Annotated in this window: 16 protein-coding genes; 2 read left to right on the top strand and 14 right to left on the bottom strand. The window is 60.7% G+C overall.

The genetic code is table 11. The features are described from left to right. Window positions 1–14: 14 nt before the first annotated feature. From BR24_RS02410 to BR24_RS02370, 9 genes are all read right to left on the bottom strand, one after another. Complete coding sequence (locus tag BR24_RS02410) at window positions 15–686, bottom strand: GntR family transcriptional regulator (RefSeq protein ID WP_496539915.1); 672 nt, start codon at window positions 684–686, stop codon at window positions 15–17. A gap of 79 nt (window positions 687–765) precedes the next feature. After that, window positions 766–1,665, bottom strand: a complete 900-nt coding sequence (murI, locus tag BR24_RS02405; RefSeq protein ID WP_496539914.1) for a glutamate racemase — start codon at window positions 1,663–1,665, stop codon at window positions 766–768. Beyond that, window positions 1,665–2,909, bottom strand: coding sequence for a hypothetical protein (locus BR24_RS02400; protein WP_496539913.1), 1,245 nt, complete (start codon window positions 2,907–2,909; stop codon window positions 1,665–1,667). Before BR24_RS02400 ends, murI begins: the two co-directional genes overlap by 1 nt. Window positions 2,910–2,964: 55 nt before the next feature. Continuing rightward, complete coding sequence (locus BR24_RS02395) at window positions 2,965–4,245, bottom strand: TRAP transporter large permease (protein ID WP_496539912.1); 1,281 nt, start codon at window positions 4,243–4,245, stop codon at window positions 2,965–2,967. A gap of 13 nt (window positions 4,246–4,258) precedes the next feature. Next, window positions 4,259–4,690 (bottom strand): TRAP transporter small permease, encoded by a 432-nt coding sequence (locus BR24_RS02390; RefSeq protein ID WP_496539911.1) that lies wholly within the window; start codon window positions 4,688–4,690, stop codon window positions 4,259–4,261. Between the two features lie 131 nt (window positions 4,691–4,821). Beyond that, window positions 4,822–5,814, bottom strand: coding sequence for a TRAP transporter substrate-binding protein (locus BR24_RS02385; RefSeq protein WP_496539910.1), 993 nt, complete (start codon window positions 5,812–5,814; stop codon window positions 4,822–4,824). Between the two features lie 115 nt (window positions 5,815–5,929). Then, the gene (gene cuyA, locus BR24_RS02380; protein WP_496539909.1) at window positions 5,930–6,931 is read right to left on the bottom strand and encodes a D-cysteate sulfo-lyase; all 1,002 of its coding nucleotides are present in this window, start codon (window positions 6,929–6,931) and stop codon (window positions 5,930–5,932) included. Between the two features lie 24 nt (window positions 6,932–6,955). Beyond that, the gene (locus BR24_RS02375; RefSeq protein ID WP_496540350.1) at window positions 6,956–7,342 is read right to left on the bottom strand and encodes a RidA family protein; all 387 of its coding nucleotides are present in this window, start codon (window positions 7,340–7,342) and stop codon (window positions 6,956–6,958) included. A gap of 220 nt (window positions 7,343–7,562) precedes the next feature. Continuing rightward, the gene (locus BR24_RS02370) at window positions 7,563–7,757 is read right to left on the bottom strand and encodes a hypothetical protein (RefSeq protein ID WP_496539908.1); all 195 of its coding nucleotides are present in this window, start codon (window positions 7,755–7,757) and stop codon (window positions 7,563–7,565) included. A 551-nt stretch (window positions 7,758–8,308) separates the two neighbouring features. On the opposite strand from BR24_RS02370, the gene BR24_RS02365 reads away from it, so the two are divergent. Next, window positions 8,309–9,382: a tRNA(5-methylaminomethyl-2-thiouridylate) methyltransferase gene (locus BR24_RS02365; RefSeq protein WP_496539907.1), complete on the top strand. Its 1,074-nt coding sequence runs from the start codon at window positions 8,309–8,311 to the stop codon at window positions 9,380–9,382. A gap of 49 nt (window positions 9,383–9,431) precedes the next feature. After that, on the top strand, window positions 9,432–10,361 hold the full coding sequence (locus tag BR24_RS02360; protein WP_496539906.1) for a calcium/sodium antiporter: 930 nt from the start codon (window positions 9,432–9,434) through the stop codon (window positions 10,359–10,361). A gap of 48 nt (window positions 10,362–10,409) precedes the next feature. Here the strand turns inward: BR24_RS02360 and BR24_RS02355 are convergent, their stop codons facing one another. The 5 genes from BR24_RS02355 to BR24_RS02335 all read right to left on the bottom strand — a co-directional run bounded on the left by BR24_RS02355 (window position 10,410) and on the right by BR24_RS02335 (window position 14,462). Beyond that, window positions 10,410–11,015 carry a CDP-alcohol phosphatidyltransferase family protein gene (locus BR24_RS02355; RefSeq protein WP_496539905.1) on the bottom strand — a complete coding sequence of 202 codons (606 nt, stop codon included), beginning with the start codon at window positions 11,013–11,015 and terminating at the stop codon, window positions 10,410–10,412. A 12-nt stretch (window positions 11,016–11,027) separates the two neighbouring features. Beyond that, window positions 11,028–11,906, bottom strand: coding sequence for a PHP domain-containing protein (locus BR24_RS02350; RefSeq protein WP_496539904.1), 879 nt, complete (start codon window positions 11,904–11,906; stop codon window positions 11,028–11,030). Between the two features lie 109 nt (window positions 11,907–12,015). Beyond that, window positions 12,016–13,071: an N-acetyl-gamma-glutamyl-phosphate reductase gene (gene argC, locus BR24_RS02345; RefSeq protein ID WP_496539903.1), complete on the bottom strand. Its 1,056-nt coding sequence runs from the start codon at window positions 13,069–13,071 to the stop codon at window positions 12,016–12,018. 1 nt (window position 13,072) lies between these two features. Beyond that, window positions 13,073–13,363, bottom strand: a complete 291-nt coding sequence (locus tag BR24_RS02340; protein WP_496539902.1) for a DUF1844 domain-containing protein — start codon at window positions 13,361–13,363, stop codon at window positions 13,073–13,075. 70 nt (window positions 13,364–13,433) lie between these two features. Next, the gene (locus BR24_RS02335) at window positions 13,434–14,462 is read right to left on the bottom strand and encodes a hypothetical protein (RefSeq protein ID WP_496539901.1); all 1,029 of its coding nucleotides are present in this window, start codon (window positions 14,460–14,462) and stop codon (window positions 13,434–13,436) included. Window positions 14,463–14,706 lie beyond the last annotated feature (244 nt).

The following is a 14,706-nucleotide window of genomic DNA, read 5'->3' as shown; positions in this document are numbered from 1 at the left end:
GATGGGCTGGCTGTCTACTCTTCCTGATGGACGTCAACCCCGTACTTCGCCATCCGTTTGCCGGATTCGATGTAGTGATTGCGAATGGTTCGTTCCAGCTTGGCGGGCTTGCCGGCCTTCAGCGTCTCGAGGATGGCAAGGTGCCGTTCGTAAACCTGTTGGGGCGTATACAGGGCTATCCAGTACTTGTAGAGGAGAAATTTCGAGATGCCCTGACAGGAACGCCGGCAAAGCTCTATGAGGAGTTCGTTGTCGATGCGGGAAAAGAGTATGTTGTGGAAGCTGCTGTCCAGCTGCGCCAACGGTTCCGGGGTCGGCCCGGACTGCGCCACCTGACGCATCTCTTCGACAATCCGCTCCAGCTCGGCAATGTCCTCGTCGGTATAGAAAGGCAGCGCCTGAGTGACGGCGGCCGCTTCGAGGACGCCACCTGTGAAGTAGCTGTCCTCGATCTGCTTGGCCGTCAGCGCCACGACCTGCTTGCCCTTTTGCGGCTCGGACTGGATCAAGCCCTCTCTCGCAAGAATCTGAAGAGCCTCGCGTATGGGAGCCCTGCTGACGCCGAGTTTTTCGGAGAGAGCGATCTCCTTGATCTGGTCGCCGGGAGACAGCTCGCCGTTGAGGAGGGCTTGCTTGATATATTCGGCGACCTGTCCGCTATAGGTAAGCTTTTTGATCCCGGGCATGGCTTCTCCTGAACCGAAGTAATCGAGGGTCTCATGATTCTTTATCATATTGATTGAGCTCGTATATCTACAGGCTTGTTCATATACTGTCGAGGCTTACGGGCAGCAGTGACTCTGTTTTTATGGATCGCCCCAGAAACAGCTCCCCGACTCTGGCAAAACGGGCGCACGCATCCGTCACGTAATATTTCACATCCCCGCCTGCCGCTCTCTTTTCCCTGCGCCGGGAAGGCATGTACTCCTCGAGCAGCTGCCCCAGCCTTTCTGCCGGGTTGATCAGCGAAACGCCTGGCGGGACCATGCGCTCGATGACCGATCGAAAGCGGGTGAAATGGGTGCACCCGAGCACGAGGCAGTCCGGCCGGCTCCCCTGAAACCTTTGAAACAGTGGCTCCAGATACCGTCGCAGGGCCTTCTCTGCCACATACCCTTCCGTCCACCCCTCTTCCGCCAGAGAAACCAGAAAGGGGCAGGGGGTGGAGTGAACCTCCGCCGTCGGCGTGCTCCTGAGAATCCGCCGTTCATACGCTTTCGTCGTGACGGTGCACTCCGTGCCGATGACCGCGATTTTCCCGCGAGCGGCGGCCTCCACTGCTGCCTGTGCTCCAGCTTCCACCATCCCGACGGTGAGGTGGGCCGGATATGCCTGCTGCGTGGCGCGCAGGGCGACCGAAGAGGCGGTGTTGCATGCCATGACGATCACATCCACCTGCCGGTCCACGAGGAATTGCGCAGCCTGCAGGGAGTACCGGGTTATGGTCTTCACGCTTCGGGTGCCATACGGAACCCGGGCGGTGTCTCCCAGATAGAGGTAGTCGAACGCCGGGAACCGCTTGAGCAACTCCTGCAATACGGACAATCCGCCTACACCCGAATCGAAAAGCCCGATGACGGGGCTTCGCTCTTCAGCAAAAGCATTCGTTTCATACGCTGCCGCCTGCGAAGTTCCGGCAGCAGCGCACAGTGAGTCTTCCAACATCACGCTTCATCCTGTCTGAACAGGAACTCGTAGGACTCTTCGTCGAAGTCGAAACGGTCCTCCAACTGCCTTCGGGCGTCCTCTGCCGTTTCAGCCAGTTTCTCGACGGCACCGGCCAGTACGCGAACGTACTTTTCGGTGTCTTTCGGACAGAACGCGGGAATCTTCCATTCTTCGATGTACGGTTCGGAAACGGCCATGGAGAGAACCGCCGCCGTTCCGGGGATGATGCCGCCACCGGCGACGTGGTCATGCATCTGAGCCCCCATGAAAGTGACGCCGCCCGCGTCCTGACTGACGAGGAGTGCGAGTTCCGACATGATGTCCACTTTCCGTGCAGCGGTCTCCGCCTGCGAAAAACGTTTCCCGAGGTCAACGATGCGTTCGCCCATTTTCGCCGTGGCTTCGGCCATTTCACCAGTGTGACGCGGGTACGCCTTGTCCGACGCGATAAAGGGCAGCTTCGCGGCTTCCGCCCCGGAGACCAGCGCGTCGTAAACAAACGAGTTGTCGACTTCCCCGTTGGTGCGAATCCACATGCAATCATTTTCCATACCCCGGCAGACTGACGGGACATAAGCCTTGCTCTCGAGAACGATCGTGGGGAGTCGGTCCAGACCAAGGTCTTTCATGGCTCGTCCTTTGTCGCCGAGCATGATGTTGCCCTCGAGGTCTTCATCCGGACCAATGCCGCCCTGACTGGCATTGACCAGAGCCATGACGGCCACCGGCGTGTCGTTGATGGTTACGTGCGTCCCGATGCATCCTCCCCCCTTGCCGGGCATGTCCTCCACGCCGGAAACGAATGCTCCGGGGTGCCGCTTTCGGAACGAGTCCATGACTGCGAGACAGCAGGCCGCCTGAAAGGCCACTGGGGTCTCGAGGACGCCCTGCCCGTATATCCGGCCAAAAACCTTGAAGGCAGTGGCCTGGCTGTATGCGGCGTCCTGCCCCATGGCGCGGACCAGCAGTTCGGATTCATGAGGAGTAAGCCCCCTGCGCGGGGTGGCAGTCCCCTTGCCGCCGCTTCGTGTCTGGACCACGATTTCGCCGGTGGCGGTATCGGCCCTGACAAGGTCGATGGTGGTATCCACCGGGAACGCCTCTTTCATGACTGCGACCGCTACGGCAAACCCTGCGGAATCGTCCTGGACAAAGCCGAGGTGGCTGTGGATGTGGCCGACTCCGGCATGACCGGAGATGGCAAGGAGGCTTTGAGCGTCGCGGGAAGGTCGTATTTTCATATCTGCGTTCCGACTGCTCCCCGCTGCCGGGCGAGGCAGCGGGGAGTTTCTTGTATTAGATTCCGGGGAGCCAGAGTGCCAACTGCGGGACAAAGACTATGGCCAGCAATGCCAGAATCATTGTGAACAGGAATGGCAGGACGGCCGTACTGAGCTTTTCTATGCTGATGTTGCCTATACTGCACCCGACAAAGAGGTTCACCCCGACGGGCGGTGTCAAAAAGCCCATGGAGGCGCAAACGATCATGACGATGCCGAAATGGATCGGGTCCATGCCGAGATGCTTGACCACGGGCAGCAGCAGGGGCGTCAGGATGAGGATGTTTGCGAGCGCGTCCATGAAGGTGCCCATGATCAGCAGGAACACCAGAATGATGGGAAGCAGTACATACTTGTTGTCGGATATGCCGACAAGCACTTTCACCAGCATGTCCGGCACGTTGTAGAACAGGAGAATCTGCCCCAGAGCGGTGGCCGTGGCGACCACAAGGAAGATGGAAGCGGTAGTCAGCGCCGTGCCCCTGAAGATTTCCAGCACCTTGCCCCAGGAAAGGGTCCGCAGCACCAGCCCTTCCGCCACGAAGGAGTACAGGACAGCGATGACCCCGGCCTCGGTCGGCGTGGTCAGGCCGCCGTAAATGCCGCCCAGTACGATGAGCGGAACCATGAGGGCCACGATCGCATCCTTGAAGGAGATGGCGATCTCCTTGAGGGTGGCACGCTGGCCGGAGCCGGTATAGCCGTAGCGCTTGGACAGCACGTAGCTGCAAAGCATCAGGCAGCCGCCGACAAAGAGGCCCGGGATGATGCCGGCAATGAACAGATCGCCGACGGAAACACCGGCAGTCGTTCCGTAGATGATGAGAGGTACGCTGGGCGGAATCATGACGCCAAGGCATCCGGCAGCAGTGTTCACGGCCGTGGAGAAGGACTTGCTGTAGCCCTCCTTTTCCATGGACGGAACCATGATGCCGCCGACAGCCGCAACGGTGGCCGGGGCGGATCCGGACAGGGCGCCGTAGAACATGCTCGTGAGAACGGAGATATGCGCCATGCCGCCGGTGATGTGACCGACGAGCCTTTTGGAGACGGTCAACAGCCTCTGCGCCATGCTTCCTTTCTGCATGATCTCGCCCGCCATGATGAAAAACGGAACAGCCATGAGCGGAAAGACATCAAGGGATGTAACCATCTTCTGGATAAGGAATTCATAGGGCAGCATCCCCCCTGCCGATATGCCCACGATCACACTGAGGCCGATGGCCACACCGATGGGAACGCTCAGAAACAGAAACGTCGCCAGAGAGACAAATGTCAGGATTATTGCGGTATCCATGAAAAAAACTCGTTTACTTGCAGGTCATGGTGGTGAAATCGACCTCACCACGGAAGATGGCAAAAAGACGCTGGACCGTTCTCAGAGCCATAAGGCCCATGCCGACGGGGACACTTAGGAACACCCAGTACATTTGAATTTCCAGCGCGGGTGTTTTCTGTCCGGTTCCGGCAAGGAAGTCGACCATCTGGGTTCCCCAGTAGGCAACGAACAGGCAGAAGGCTATGGTGCAGAGGTATGCGGCTATAGTGACGCACTTTGCCACACCGGCCCCGAACAGGTTCCGCATGATGGTGACTTCAAGGTGGCGATCTTTCTGCGTCGCGAAGCTGCAACCGACATAGACGGACCAGATGAAGAGGTAACGGGCGAGTTCCTCGGACCAGTCCAAAGAGCTCTGCAGAACATAGCGCTGAAAAACCTGAACCGCGATGATCAGCGTCATCCCCGCCAGACAGGTCGAGGACACGACTTCCTCAACCCTTTCCAAAAAAGTTTTGTTCACGGCACTCACAATGGATCTCCTGAAAAGGTCGGCCGCCGGCGAAGAGGTGCAACCGGCGGCCGACAGAGGCTTTAGTTGCCGGCGATGGTTGCCTTGGCTTTCTCAATAAGGTCCTTGCCGATGCGCTCTTCAAACTGCTCGTAGACACCTGCAGTCGCTTCGGCCCAGCGGGCGCGCTCTTCGGGGGTCAGGGTGTAGACGGTCACACCCTTGTCAGCGAGCTTTTTCATGATTTCCTTCTCACCTTCGCGGATGAGCTTGCGCTCGTAGAGTTTGCACTCCTGGAAGGTGTCGAGGATGATCTCCCTGTTTTCGGCGGAGAGGCTATCCAGGAACTTCTTGGACATCATGACAAGGTGCGGGCTGTAAAGGCTGTTGACGATGGTCAGGTTGTTGTTCACTTCAGGGAAGTTGTTGTGCCATGCGAGGTTCAGGTCGATGTCGATGCCGTCGACGGTCTTCTGCTGCAGGGCGGTGTAGACCTCTCCCCAGGAGATGGGGGTCGGGTTCATGCCAAGGGCCTTGAGAGTGGCGATGTGCGCCTTGGAGGGGGTGGAGCGGATCTTCAGCCCTTCGGCATCTTCCAGAGTCTTGACGGTGCGCTGGTTGTTCCAGAGGTTGCGGAAGCCGATCTCGATGTAGCCGAGTCCCACGATGCCGGTCTTTTCCAGAGCCTTGGCAGCGTGCATGCCGATGGGACCGTCGGTGATCTTGTCGGTGGACTTGTAATCCGGGAACAGGAAGGGGAGGTCGAAAATCAGAAATTCGTCGGAGAACGGAGCCAGATTCGGGGTGGAAGCGGAGCCCATCTGCAGCATGTTGAACTGCAGGCCCTGAACAACTGCGTCAAAGTTGCCGAACTTGGAGCTGTCGTAGATATCGACACGGAATTCGCCGTCGGTACGCTCTTCAACCAGCTCCTTGAACTTTTCAAAGGCCTGACCCATGGGGTGCTGGGGAACGTTGGGGTGTGCCAGCTTGATGACAGTGGGGCCTGCAATCGCGGAGGTGCTCATGGCAAGGAAGGCCACAAGAGCGATGAACAAGATTTTCATGCGGGACATACTCTCACTCCTCAGATTTTTCTAATCATCCCGTGTTGGAATGGTTTAACGTTGCCGTATACCGGATTCAACAGCCATTATTGATAGGCCCGCGCAATGCGCGGGCCTAAATGAATTAATCACGAAAGGTGTCAAGGTAGGCATAGAGCGCCGGGGAGCCGCCGGTGTGCAGGAACAGCACGTTGGAGCCCTCGGGGAAGTGCCCTTTGCGGACGAGGTCGATCAGTCCCGCCATGGCCTTGCCGGAGTAGACCGGGTCAAGGAGAATGCCTTCGGTGGAAGCCAGGAGCTTGACGGCCTCAACCATGCTCTCGGTCGGCAGGGAATAACCGGGGCCGACGTATGCGTCAAAGCACTCCACGGCTTCGGCCGGGATGCCGCCCTTGACGCCCACGCGCTCGGCGGTCTCTTCGGCGAGCTTGTGGACGATGCCTTCCTGAACATCCTTGGGACGGCTGACGTTGACGCCACTGACCGGGATGTTGGCGTTGCAGCCGACCATGCCGACGACCACGCCTGCGTGAGTGCCCGCGGAGCCACTGGGGACAACCATGTGGTCCATATTCAGCCCCGCCTCGAAAAGCTGCTCAAGGGTTTCCTGAGCGCAGGCGACATACCCGGTGGCACCGATGGTGTTGGACGCTCCGCCGGGAACGATGTAGGGCTTCCTGCCTTCATCGGAGAGCTTGCCTGCCAGCTTCTCCATTTCTCCCATCATGTCGGATCCGCCGGGGACCACCGTGATGCTCTTCACGCCCATCAGCTGGAACAGGAAGTTGTTGCCGGAAGCCTCGGGGGAGTAGCTTCCCGCCACGCGCTCTTCGAGGATCAGGTGGCAGTCGAGACCTTCCTTGACCGCCCAGGAGAGAGTCAGGCGGCAGTGGTTGGACTGAACCGCACCACAAGTAATGATGGTGTCGGCGCCCTTGTCGAGAGCGTCGGCAATGCAGAAGTCGAGCTTGCGGGTCTTGTTGCCGCCGGCACAACCGGGCAGCAGGTCGTCGCGCTTGATGAAAATGTTGACCTTTCCGCCGAGCGCCTCGGAAAAGGCCGGAGCCGCTTCGATCGGGGTCGGGGTGGTCACATAGCCGCGTCTTGAGAATTGGGCGAGGTTCATTGAACTCTCCTCAGTAAGTTGGGATTATTTGAGGTTAAAAATGGCTTCCACTTCCACATCTGCACCAAGAGGCAGAGCAGCGACCTGAAATGCACTTCTGGCCGGAAACGGAGCCTTGAAATATTCGCCGTACACGGCGTTGACAGCCTGAAAGTCCGCGATGTCAGCCAGGTAAACCGTCGTTTTCACGGCATTGTCCAGCGTGGTTCCCGCCTCTTCGGCAATGGCCCTCAAGTTCTTGAAGACTTGGTGGGCACGCGCCTCGATGCTCCCCTCGGGCATTTTTCCCGTGGCGGGATCAAGGGGCAGCTGTCCCGAAGTAAACAGCAGATCGCCGGCCACCACGGCCTGAGAATAGGGGCCGATAGCAGCCGGGGCATTGGAGGTCTCAATCGTCTTGTTCGCGCTCATTTTGATCATTCCTTCAATCGGTGTATCCGGTTTTGTTGAAATGGCGAATGTCAATTGTCGACATTTTTATCGTCTGAGAGAGGTCTATCTTTGAACGGAGGCCGTGTCAACAAAGTTGTGCCTGATTTCACAAGCCAGCGCCACGCTTGACGCTCAACACATTGTTATCAAATGAAAAATTTACCGACTTCGAACCCCGTTCTTCCCCATATCGGAACCCTCAAATCCGGGTAACAAAGGATGCCGCACCCCAGAAACATGGCGTGCCGAACGAAAGAATGATGACGAGCTTTGGCAATTCCACGCGCATCGAAACGGAAATACCTGCTTGCAACCGATCCATAACACGGCAGCCTGAATCCGCCTGCCTTTCCGGCTCATTGCCCAGGTCGCAGCGCACGCTGTTGCTGCACATGCTCCCTTTTAACCCCCTCTTCGATTTGTTTTGTCGAGTTTCCCCTCGAGCTTCCAAGCAAGCCGAACCGATTACTCTCTCCAACGGAAGAGGTTGTGTCGGGTTTCACAGAATCCCCTCTTTTCATCGAGTGTTCATCCATGCCTCCGACTCGGGCGGACCAAAGGGACGGGCTCCCATTGGAAGTTCCAGCCTTTCGCGGGGGGGCGCAACGGCTGAACTCATGCGATCGCCCCCGCGTCCTGACTGCAACACTGCTGACGAAGATCTGCGCTTGCATTTCTTGAATGGCCCCCGGCACGACTTAGGCGTTTCCTGTTCCCCAACACCAAGAACCGCCACCAGTCCACCCGCCAAGCCGCCCACGCTCTTTGGCTTTCGGAAAGCCTCTAAGCGGCTTGGCAAGCCAATTGTTTTTGGGAGATCCTTAAGAACCCTTTTGCAAAAGGGTTCTTAAGCCCCCGGAGGGCCCTCGGTGAGCCGCCGGAGGCCCTTTCCGGCGACCAATCCCGACCTTGCCAGCATGGAAAACCTCGGGTAAGGGTCCGCGCATGACGAAACGATATGACGGACTGGCTCTGCTTTCCGGCGGGCTGGACTCGCTTCTGGCGATCAAGGTGCTTCAGGATCAGGGGCTCGACATTCTCGGGCTTCATTTTACGACGCCGTTCTTCGGCAAACCGTGGTTGCAGGACGAGTGGCTCTCGGAGTACGGCATTGAGTCGATCAACATTGATATATCCAAGGATTATGTGCGCATGATGGTCGACGGTCCGGCGCACGGGTTCGGCAAGTGGCTGAATCCTTGTGTGGACTGCAAGATCATGATGCTGCGCAAGGCCGCGGCGCTGCTGGACGAGCACGGTGCGAGTTTCCTTGTTTCGGGTGAGGTGATCGGGCAGCGCCCCATGTCGCAGCGTCGCGACGCGCTTTCGACGATCCTCAAGGACGCCGGTGTTCAGGACCGGCTGCTGCGTCCGCTTTGTGCCAAAAGCATGAAGGAGACGGTGGTCGAGAAGGAGGGGCTTGTGGACCGCGAGCGGCTGCTCGGGTTCAAGGGACGCTCGCGCAAGCCTCAGCTGGAGTTGGCGGAGCATTACGGCTTCACGAAGATTCCTTCGCCCGCGGGCGGCTGCGTGCTGGCGGAGTCCGAGTCTTCTGCGCGCTTCATCCGGCTCATGCAGGCCAAGGCGTTGCCGACTCCCGGCGATTTCCGGCTGTCGCAGACGGGCCGTCAGTGTTGGGCCGGTCCGCTGTGGCTGGCAATGGGACGCAAGAAGGCGGACAACAACCGGCTGGAGAAGCTGGCGGGCGACGGGGACATCCTGTTGCGCACGGTGGGCTTTCCGGGGCCGGTGGCCATCATGCGGCCCACCGACGAGGGCCACCCCTCCGCGGAAGACGTGCGGGACGCCGCGGCGTTCACTGCGTCGTATTCCACCAAGGCCCGCAGACACTTCGAGGAGACCGGCGAGCCGGTGACCGTGAGCGCCGCTACCGGGGACCACGTGGAGGAACTGCGGGTGATTCCGTCCCGCGTGACGCCGCTGGGCTGGGCCGAGCCCGCGCCGGACGAGGTCAAGCCGTGGAAGGACGAGCGCAAGCAGGCCGGGGACGCCCAATAACGGCCGAATCCGGTTGCCACAGGCGGTCGGTCATGGCATTTTCACAACGATGACATTATACATTCTTGAATTCCTTCTGGCCGCCGCCATGCTCTGGTTCGGCGCCAACTGGATTGTGACTTCGGCATCGCTCATCGCCCGCAAATGGGGCATCTCCGAGCTCGTGATCGGACTGACCGTGGTCGCCTTCGGCACTTCGGCGCCGGAGTTTCTGGTGACGCTGAACGCGGCCTTCAAGGGCGAGGAAGCCATTTCCCTGTCCAACGTGGTCGGGTCCAACATTTTCAACCTCGGCTTCATCCTCGGCATCATGGCCATGATCAAGCCGCTGACCTCCAACAGGCGCATCGTCTACCGCGACGGCATGCTCCTGTTCCTGACCACCGCGGCCATCTACGCCGTATCCTTCACCGGGATGATGAGCCGCACCTTCGGCGCCGCGCTGGTGGCACTGTTGGTGGGCTATCTCGTGTATCTTGGCGTGCGCAAGGAGTCTCCGGGCGAGGACGAGCTTGACGAACTGCCCGAGCGCGCGGCCCAGTGGTATGACTACCCCCTGCTGCTGGGGGGCTTTCTCTCCATTGCCGTTGGCGGACACTTCATGGTCGAGGCGGCCACGGGCATCGCGCTGGCTCTGGGTGTCTCCACGTGGGTCGTCGGTGTCACCGTGGTGGCTGCCGGGACGTCGCTCCCCGAGATGGTCACCTGCCTCGCGGCCTCGGTGAAGGGCAAGAGCAGCATGATGCTCGGCAACCTCATCGGCAGCGACTTCTTCAATTTTGCCGGGGTGCTGGGCCTCACCGCCCTGCTTCGCCCGCTGGCGGTTTCCAGTGAGGCGCAATCCTCGCTGATGGTGCTTGTGGGCATGGTGGCGCTAGTATTGGTTATGCTTCGCACCGGCTGGCGCATCAATCGACGGGAAGGGGCGCTTCTGGTGCTCATCAGTCTCGTGCGCTGGTATCAGGATTTTACTGCTTGATCAGACGCGACCAACCACACCTCTCGCAATCAAGCGGGTCCGGGGAGTCTACTCCGGGCCCGTTTTTTCATGGTGGCGGTGGATGCGCAACAGCACGTTCTGGATCTCCACGAAATAGTAGACGGCAAAGAGCGTGCACGGCACCGAGACCAGGTCGCGGTTCAGGTGAAGGGATGCGAGGTACAGGAGAAAGAAGACATACTTCAGGCGCAGGAAAACCCGCAGCGGAACCCCGGTGCGGTTGGCGTAGACCACCAGCGCGATGAAGACGAGGTAGAAGCTGGCGAACAGGACCATTCCCGGACCCCACGCACCGAAATGATGGACCGCCGCGGCCGGTAGCAGGGCCACCCCGAGCTGATCCGCCACGATGTCCATGAGCGCACCGCCGGGATGGACTCGGCCCGTGCGCCGGGCAAGCGGACCGTCCATGCCGTCGCACAGAACGTAAAGGGCCATGAGAGCCGTTGCCGTCCACGCGTGTTCCGGCGAAAAGATGCAGGCTCCGAGCAGCGACACCACGCCGGCCAGCGTCACCTGATTCGGCTTCACGCCGTTTCTTGCCAGCAATGACACCAACGGCCCGAAGACCCGGTCGCGCAGGCTTTCGAAAGTGTGCCGCCAGGATTGCTCCTGCGGATTGAAGTAGTCCATTTTCTGCCCTTACTAAATATACGGGCCGAGCGCAAAATCAGGGGCGGGAACGTCGGGGGCGAGGTCGTGCAGGCGGCGCAGCCTCTTGAGCGCACCTTCCATGAGGGTGCTCACTCCGGCACGTACGAGGCTGTAATTGTGGGCCATGTTGGTCTGGCCCATGGGCATGAGCGGGGCCTGCTCAAGCTGAAGGCGGCGACTCAGAAAGTCGAAGGCGTCTTCGCCGGAGCGGGGTTTCAGGCGGGTCTTGCCCACCACGTACTGCTCGCCCGGAAAGTGCGCGTCCGAGCCGATGGACCAGCCGAGGTTGCGTCCGCGCTGGTTCATGGGCAGATCCAGCGTCCAGCGCATCTTCTCCAGCGTGCGGGGGAAGAGAGGCTTGGTGCAGCTGCGTTTCAGGCGTCTGTCGAGGTGCAGGGCCGAGCCGTTGTGCACTTCGATGTAGTCCGCGTTGTTGAGCAGCAGCTTGTAGGAACGTCTGGAAAGGTTGCTGCCCGCCGCGGTCTTGCTGATATGGAACGGATGCGGAATGACGCAGAGGCCGCCGGTGTCGCGGCGGATGGACTTCACATCGCGCACGGACCAGCGGAAGCTGGGGGTCTCGCCCAGCGCACGGCGCAGATCGTCCTCGGTGCGGTACAAAAAGATCACGTCGATGCCTTCCGACGACACGGACTCCACGCCGGGAATGATGTTCACCGGCAGTTGCGCGGCGCTGTCGGCGAGGCGCTGGTAGGCTTCGAGGGGATTCTTGTAGGAGTGCTCGGTGGAGGCCAGATGATCCAGCGGGTGCGACTTCAGAAATTCCACGTGCCTGAGCATGCGGCGGGCCTTGGAGCTGCGCTTCAGGCCGTGCACGTTGGCGTGGAAATGAAGATCGAACGTGGTCATTGTCTGTCCTCCCTCTCCGAGCGGGTCGGAGATGCGCCGATTCGGCTGCGGGGCGTCCCCCGCGAGGCCGCTCTGCAACAGCATAAAACGGAAGTCAAGCCCTTTCGGGTCAGGGCATGAGCGGCGCCGTGGGCAGCCCCTGGGAAATGTCCAGCCCGCACATGAGGTTGGCGTTCGCCAACGCCTGACCGGACGCTCCGCGGCAAAGATTGTCGATGGCGGAGAGAATCACCAGACGGCCGGTGCGAGGGTCGGTAACCAGCCCGATGTCGCAGAACATGGTGCCGCGCACGAAACGGGTCTCCGGGAACTTGCCTTCGGGCAGCACTCGCACGTACGGCGTGTCCGCATAAAAGCCCGCGTAGGCTTCACGCACGGTTTCCGGAGTCACGCCTTCCCTCAAGGAGGTATAGATGGTGGCGAGGATGCCGCGATCGATGGGCAGCAGGTGCGTGTTGAAGGAGAGCACCATGTCCTCGCCCGCCAGCAGCCCGGCCTCCTGTTCGATTTCCGGCGTATGGCGGTGCTTCGGCAGTCCATAGGCGCGGAAGGAGTCGTGCACCTCGCAGAAAAGGTTCGGCACCTTGGCGCCGCGGCCCGCGCCGGATGCGCCGGATTTGGCGTCGATGACCACGCCTTCGGTGTCCACGAGCCCGTTCTTCAGAGCGGGCGCGAGCCCGAGGATGGATGCCGTGGGGTAGCAGCCGGGGTTGGCCACGAGGTTCACCTTGGCGATGCGGTCCGCGTAGAGCTCCGGGAGTCCGTAAACCGCCTGCGCCAGCAGCTCGGGACGGGTGTGGGAGACTTCGTACCACTGCTCGTAGGTGCAGCGGTCGCGCAACCGGAAATCGGCCGAGAGGTCCACGACCTTGACGCCCTCCTCAAGCAGCGTCGCGGCAATTTCCATGGCCGCCTTGTGCGGCACCGCCAGAAATACCACATCGCAGGACGTGGCGAGGTCGCGCGGGTCCGGCTCCGTGACTTCTAGCTCGCCGGGGCCGAGCCCCTGAAGAAACGGGTAGAGATCGGAGAGTTTCTTTCCGGCCTCGCCGCGGGAGGTGACGCGCACCAGCTCCATGGAGGGGTGCGAGGTCATGAGCCGCGCCAGCTCCATGCCGGCGTAACCGGTCACTCCTACGAGTCCGGCCGCGATGGTTCCCTTCATGCTATTCGCCCGCCTTGTTCACGTAGCTCATGCGCAGGTTGTAGAGCAGGTCGCAGAGCAGCTTGCGCTCGGTTTCGTCCAGACCGTTGTCGAATTTGTCCTGCAGCATGGCCAGAACGTCGATGGTGTGGCGGGCCAGATGCGGCTGGAACTCGGTTTTTCCGGTTCCGGGATCCGGAGCCTCGCCGAGCGCGACCATGGCTGAGGAACTCAGCGAATATATGAAAGTGGTAAAGCTCATCTCGGGCAGATTCATGCCCTTCATGGGGTTTTCCCTGCAGGTGTCGGCCATTCCCTTAACTCCTTGAGACGGTTCGTTAACGCGTTCAACAGCACAGAGGTAAGGCCTGACGCCGCGCGAGTCAACTCCGGCCTGTCCCCGCGAGCAGATAGTTTACCGTTTCCGCTATGATGCGACAGCCCTTGGGGTTGGGGTGGCCGTCGCGGGAATCCTGCGGGAAGATGCGGCTCCCCAGACGGCGCGCCAGGGGCGCGGACAGATCGTGCATCCGCAGCCCCGCATCCTCGCAGGCCAGCCGGATTCCGGACAGCATCCGGTTTTCGGCCTCCCCGAGAGAACGCAGCGACTCCGGCGAACGGACTTCCGCCTCGTGCATGCGCAGAAAAGCGAGATACTCCCGGCTCGGGATCAGCAACACGTCAACCTCGACGCCACGATCCGCCGCGACTTCGGCGACATGCCGCACGCTGCTGCCGAGCAGCTCAAGCCCGGCCGAAGTGGCAGGAGACTCCGGCGCCACGACGGCCCGAGCGAGGCCGTCACTCAGGTAGAACCGGGAAGCCCTGAGTTCGAAACGATTGAACTCCGGCACGTTGCGGTCGGACAGGGTCTCGAGAAGCTCGGCAGACGTAGCCTCCGGGCGGCTCTTCTTTTCCAGCGTGTAGGCTCGTGCGGCCATCTCCTTGGAAAGCAGGGCTGAGGGGGCTATCCCTTCATATTCGGGCTGCCAGAACCGTCTCGCCAGCGGATGGGCCGAGCGCAGGGCGCACAGAAACGCGCGGCGGGCATCGCCGCTGTTGAGCGTCAGAACGACACGGGAGGGCTGCCGCTCCAGCTGGCGCTCGAGCACCATGGCGGCCTGCATCGGCCCCCAGCCCGGCAGGGCGGCGTTGTAGACCTTCCTGGAGGTCATCCAGCCGAGCAGAGCGGGCCAGCACTGTTCGGCCCCGACTCCGGCGCCGTAGGCGAGCGCACCGCCGAGCACGCAGACGTCGGCGCGCTCCATGACGGAGCTGTTGCGAAACCCGCACTCGTCGTGTCCCGAATGGCCGGGGTTGCCCCGCACGATCAGCTCGGGGTCCGCCAGAGTTCGCGGAGCGGCCTGATATCGTCTCCCTCCGTCGGGGTCGGCCACTCCGGGAGCCACCATCCCTCCGATCCTTCGGAAGACACCGAGCAAAGAATTATTGAGCATTCCTTGATATCCTTGCGATGATTTGAAGACCCCTTTCCACCAATTCCGGACAATCGTCAACCTGTATTCGATTGCCGCAGGTTCATTCACAGCCGGACATTCCCCACCCATGCTCAAGCAAGCTATATGCCTTTCACACCCCCCTGCGCCTCTCGGAAAAACCTCCCGCCACAGGGGGCAAACCGCTCAGCCCCGACAG

The sequence above is a fragment of the Pseudodesulfovibrio halophilus DSM 5663 genome (assembly GCF_059568665.1).
The sequence above is the reverse complement of the archived record's forward strand: the minus strand, read 5'-3'. Positions and strand labels throughout refer to the sequence as shown.

Bases quoted from the DNA above. Each gene is read 5' to 3' on its own strand.
- BR24_RS02355 (WP_496539905.1), bottom strand. From the start codon at position 11,015: ATGGACTACTTCAATCCGCAGGAGCAATCCTGGCGGCACACTTTCGAA.
- BR24_RS02360 (WP_496539906.1), top strand. From the start codon at position 9,432: ATGACATTATACATTCTTGAATTCCTTCTGGCCGCCGCCATGCTCTGG.
- BR24_RS02400 (WP_496539913.1), bottom strand. From the start codon at position 2,909: ATGAAAATACGACCTTCCCGCGACGCTCAAAGCCTCCTTGCCATCTCC.
- murI (WP_496539914.1), bottom strand. From the start codon at position 1,665: ATGTTGGAAGACTCACTGTGCGCTGCTGCCGGAACTTCGCAGGCGGCA.
- BR24_RS02370 (WP_496539908.1), bottom strand. From the start codon at position 7,757: ATGTGCAGCAACAGCGTGCGCTGCGACCTGGGCAATGAGCCGGAAAGG.
- BR24_RS02385 (WP_496539910.1), bottom strand. From the start codon at position 5,814: ATGTCCCGCATGAAAATCTTGTTCATCGCTCTTGTGGCCTTCCTTGCC.
- BR24_RS02350 (WP_496539904.1), bottom strand. From the start codon at position 11,906: ATGACCACGTTCGATCTTCATTTCCACGCCAACGTGCACGGCCTGAAG.
- BR24_RS02410 (WP_496539915.1), bottom strand. From the start codon at position 686: ATGCCCGGGATCAAAAAGCTTACCTATAGCGGACAGGTCGCCGAATAT.
- BR24_RS02340 (WP_496539902.1), bottom strand. From the start codon at position 13,363: ATGGCCGACACCTGCAGGGAAAACCCCATGAAGGGCATGAATCTGCCC.
- BR24_RS02335 (WP_496539901.1), bottom strand. From the start codon at position 14,462: ATGGTGGCTCCCGGAGTGGCCGACCCCGACGGAGGGAGACGATATCAG.
- cuyA (WP_496539909.1), bottom strand. From the start codon at position 6,931: ATGAACCTCGCCCAATTCTCAAGACGCGGCTATGTGACCACCCCGACC.
- BR24_RS02395 (WP_496539912.1), bottom strand. From the start codon at position 4,245: ATGGATACCGCAATAATCCTGACATTTGTCTCTCTGGCGACGTTTCTG.
- BR24_RS02375 (WP_496540350.1), bottom strand. From the start codon at position 7,342: ATGAGCGCGAACAAGACGATTGAGACCTCCAATGCCCCGGCTGCTATC.
- argC (WP_496539903.1), bottom strand. From the start codon at position 13,071: ATGAAGGGAACCATCGCGGCCGGACTCGTAGGAGTGACCGGTTACGCC.
- BR24_RS02390 (WP_496539911.1), bottom strand. From the start codon at position 4,690: ATGACGCTGATCATCGCGGTTCAGGTTTTTCAGCGCTATGTTCTGCAG.
- BR24_RS02365 (WP_496539907.1), top strand. From the start codon at position 8,309: ATGACGAAACGATATGACGGACTGGCTCTGCTTTCCGGCGGGCTGGAC.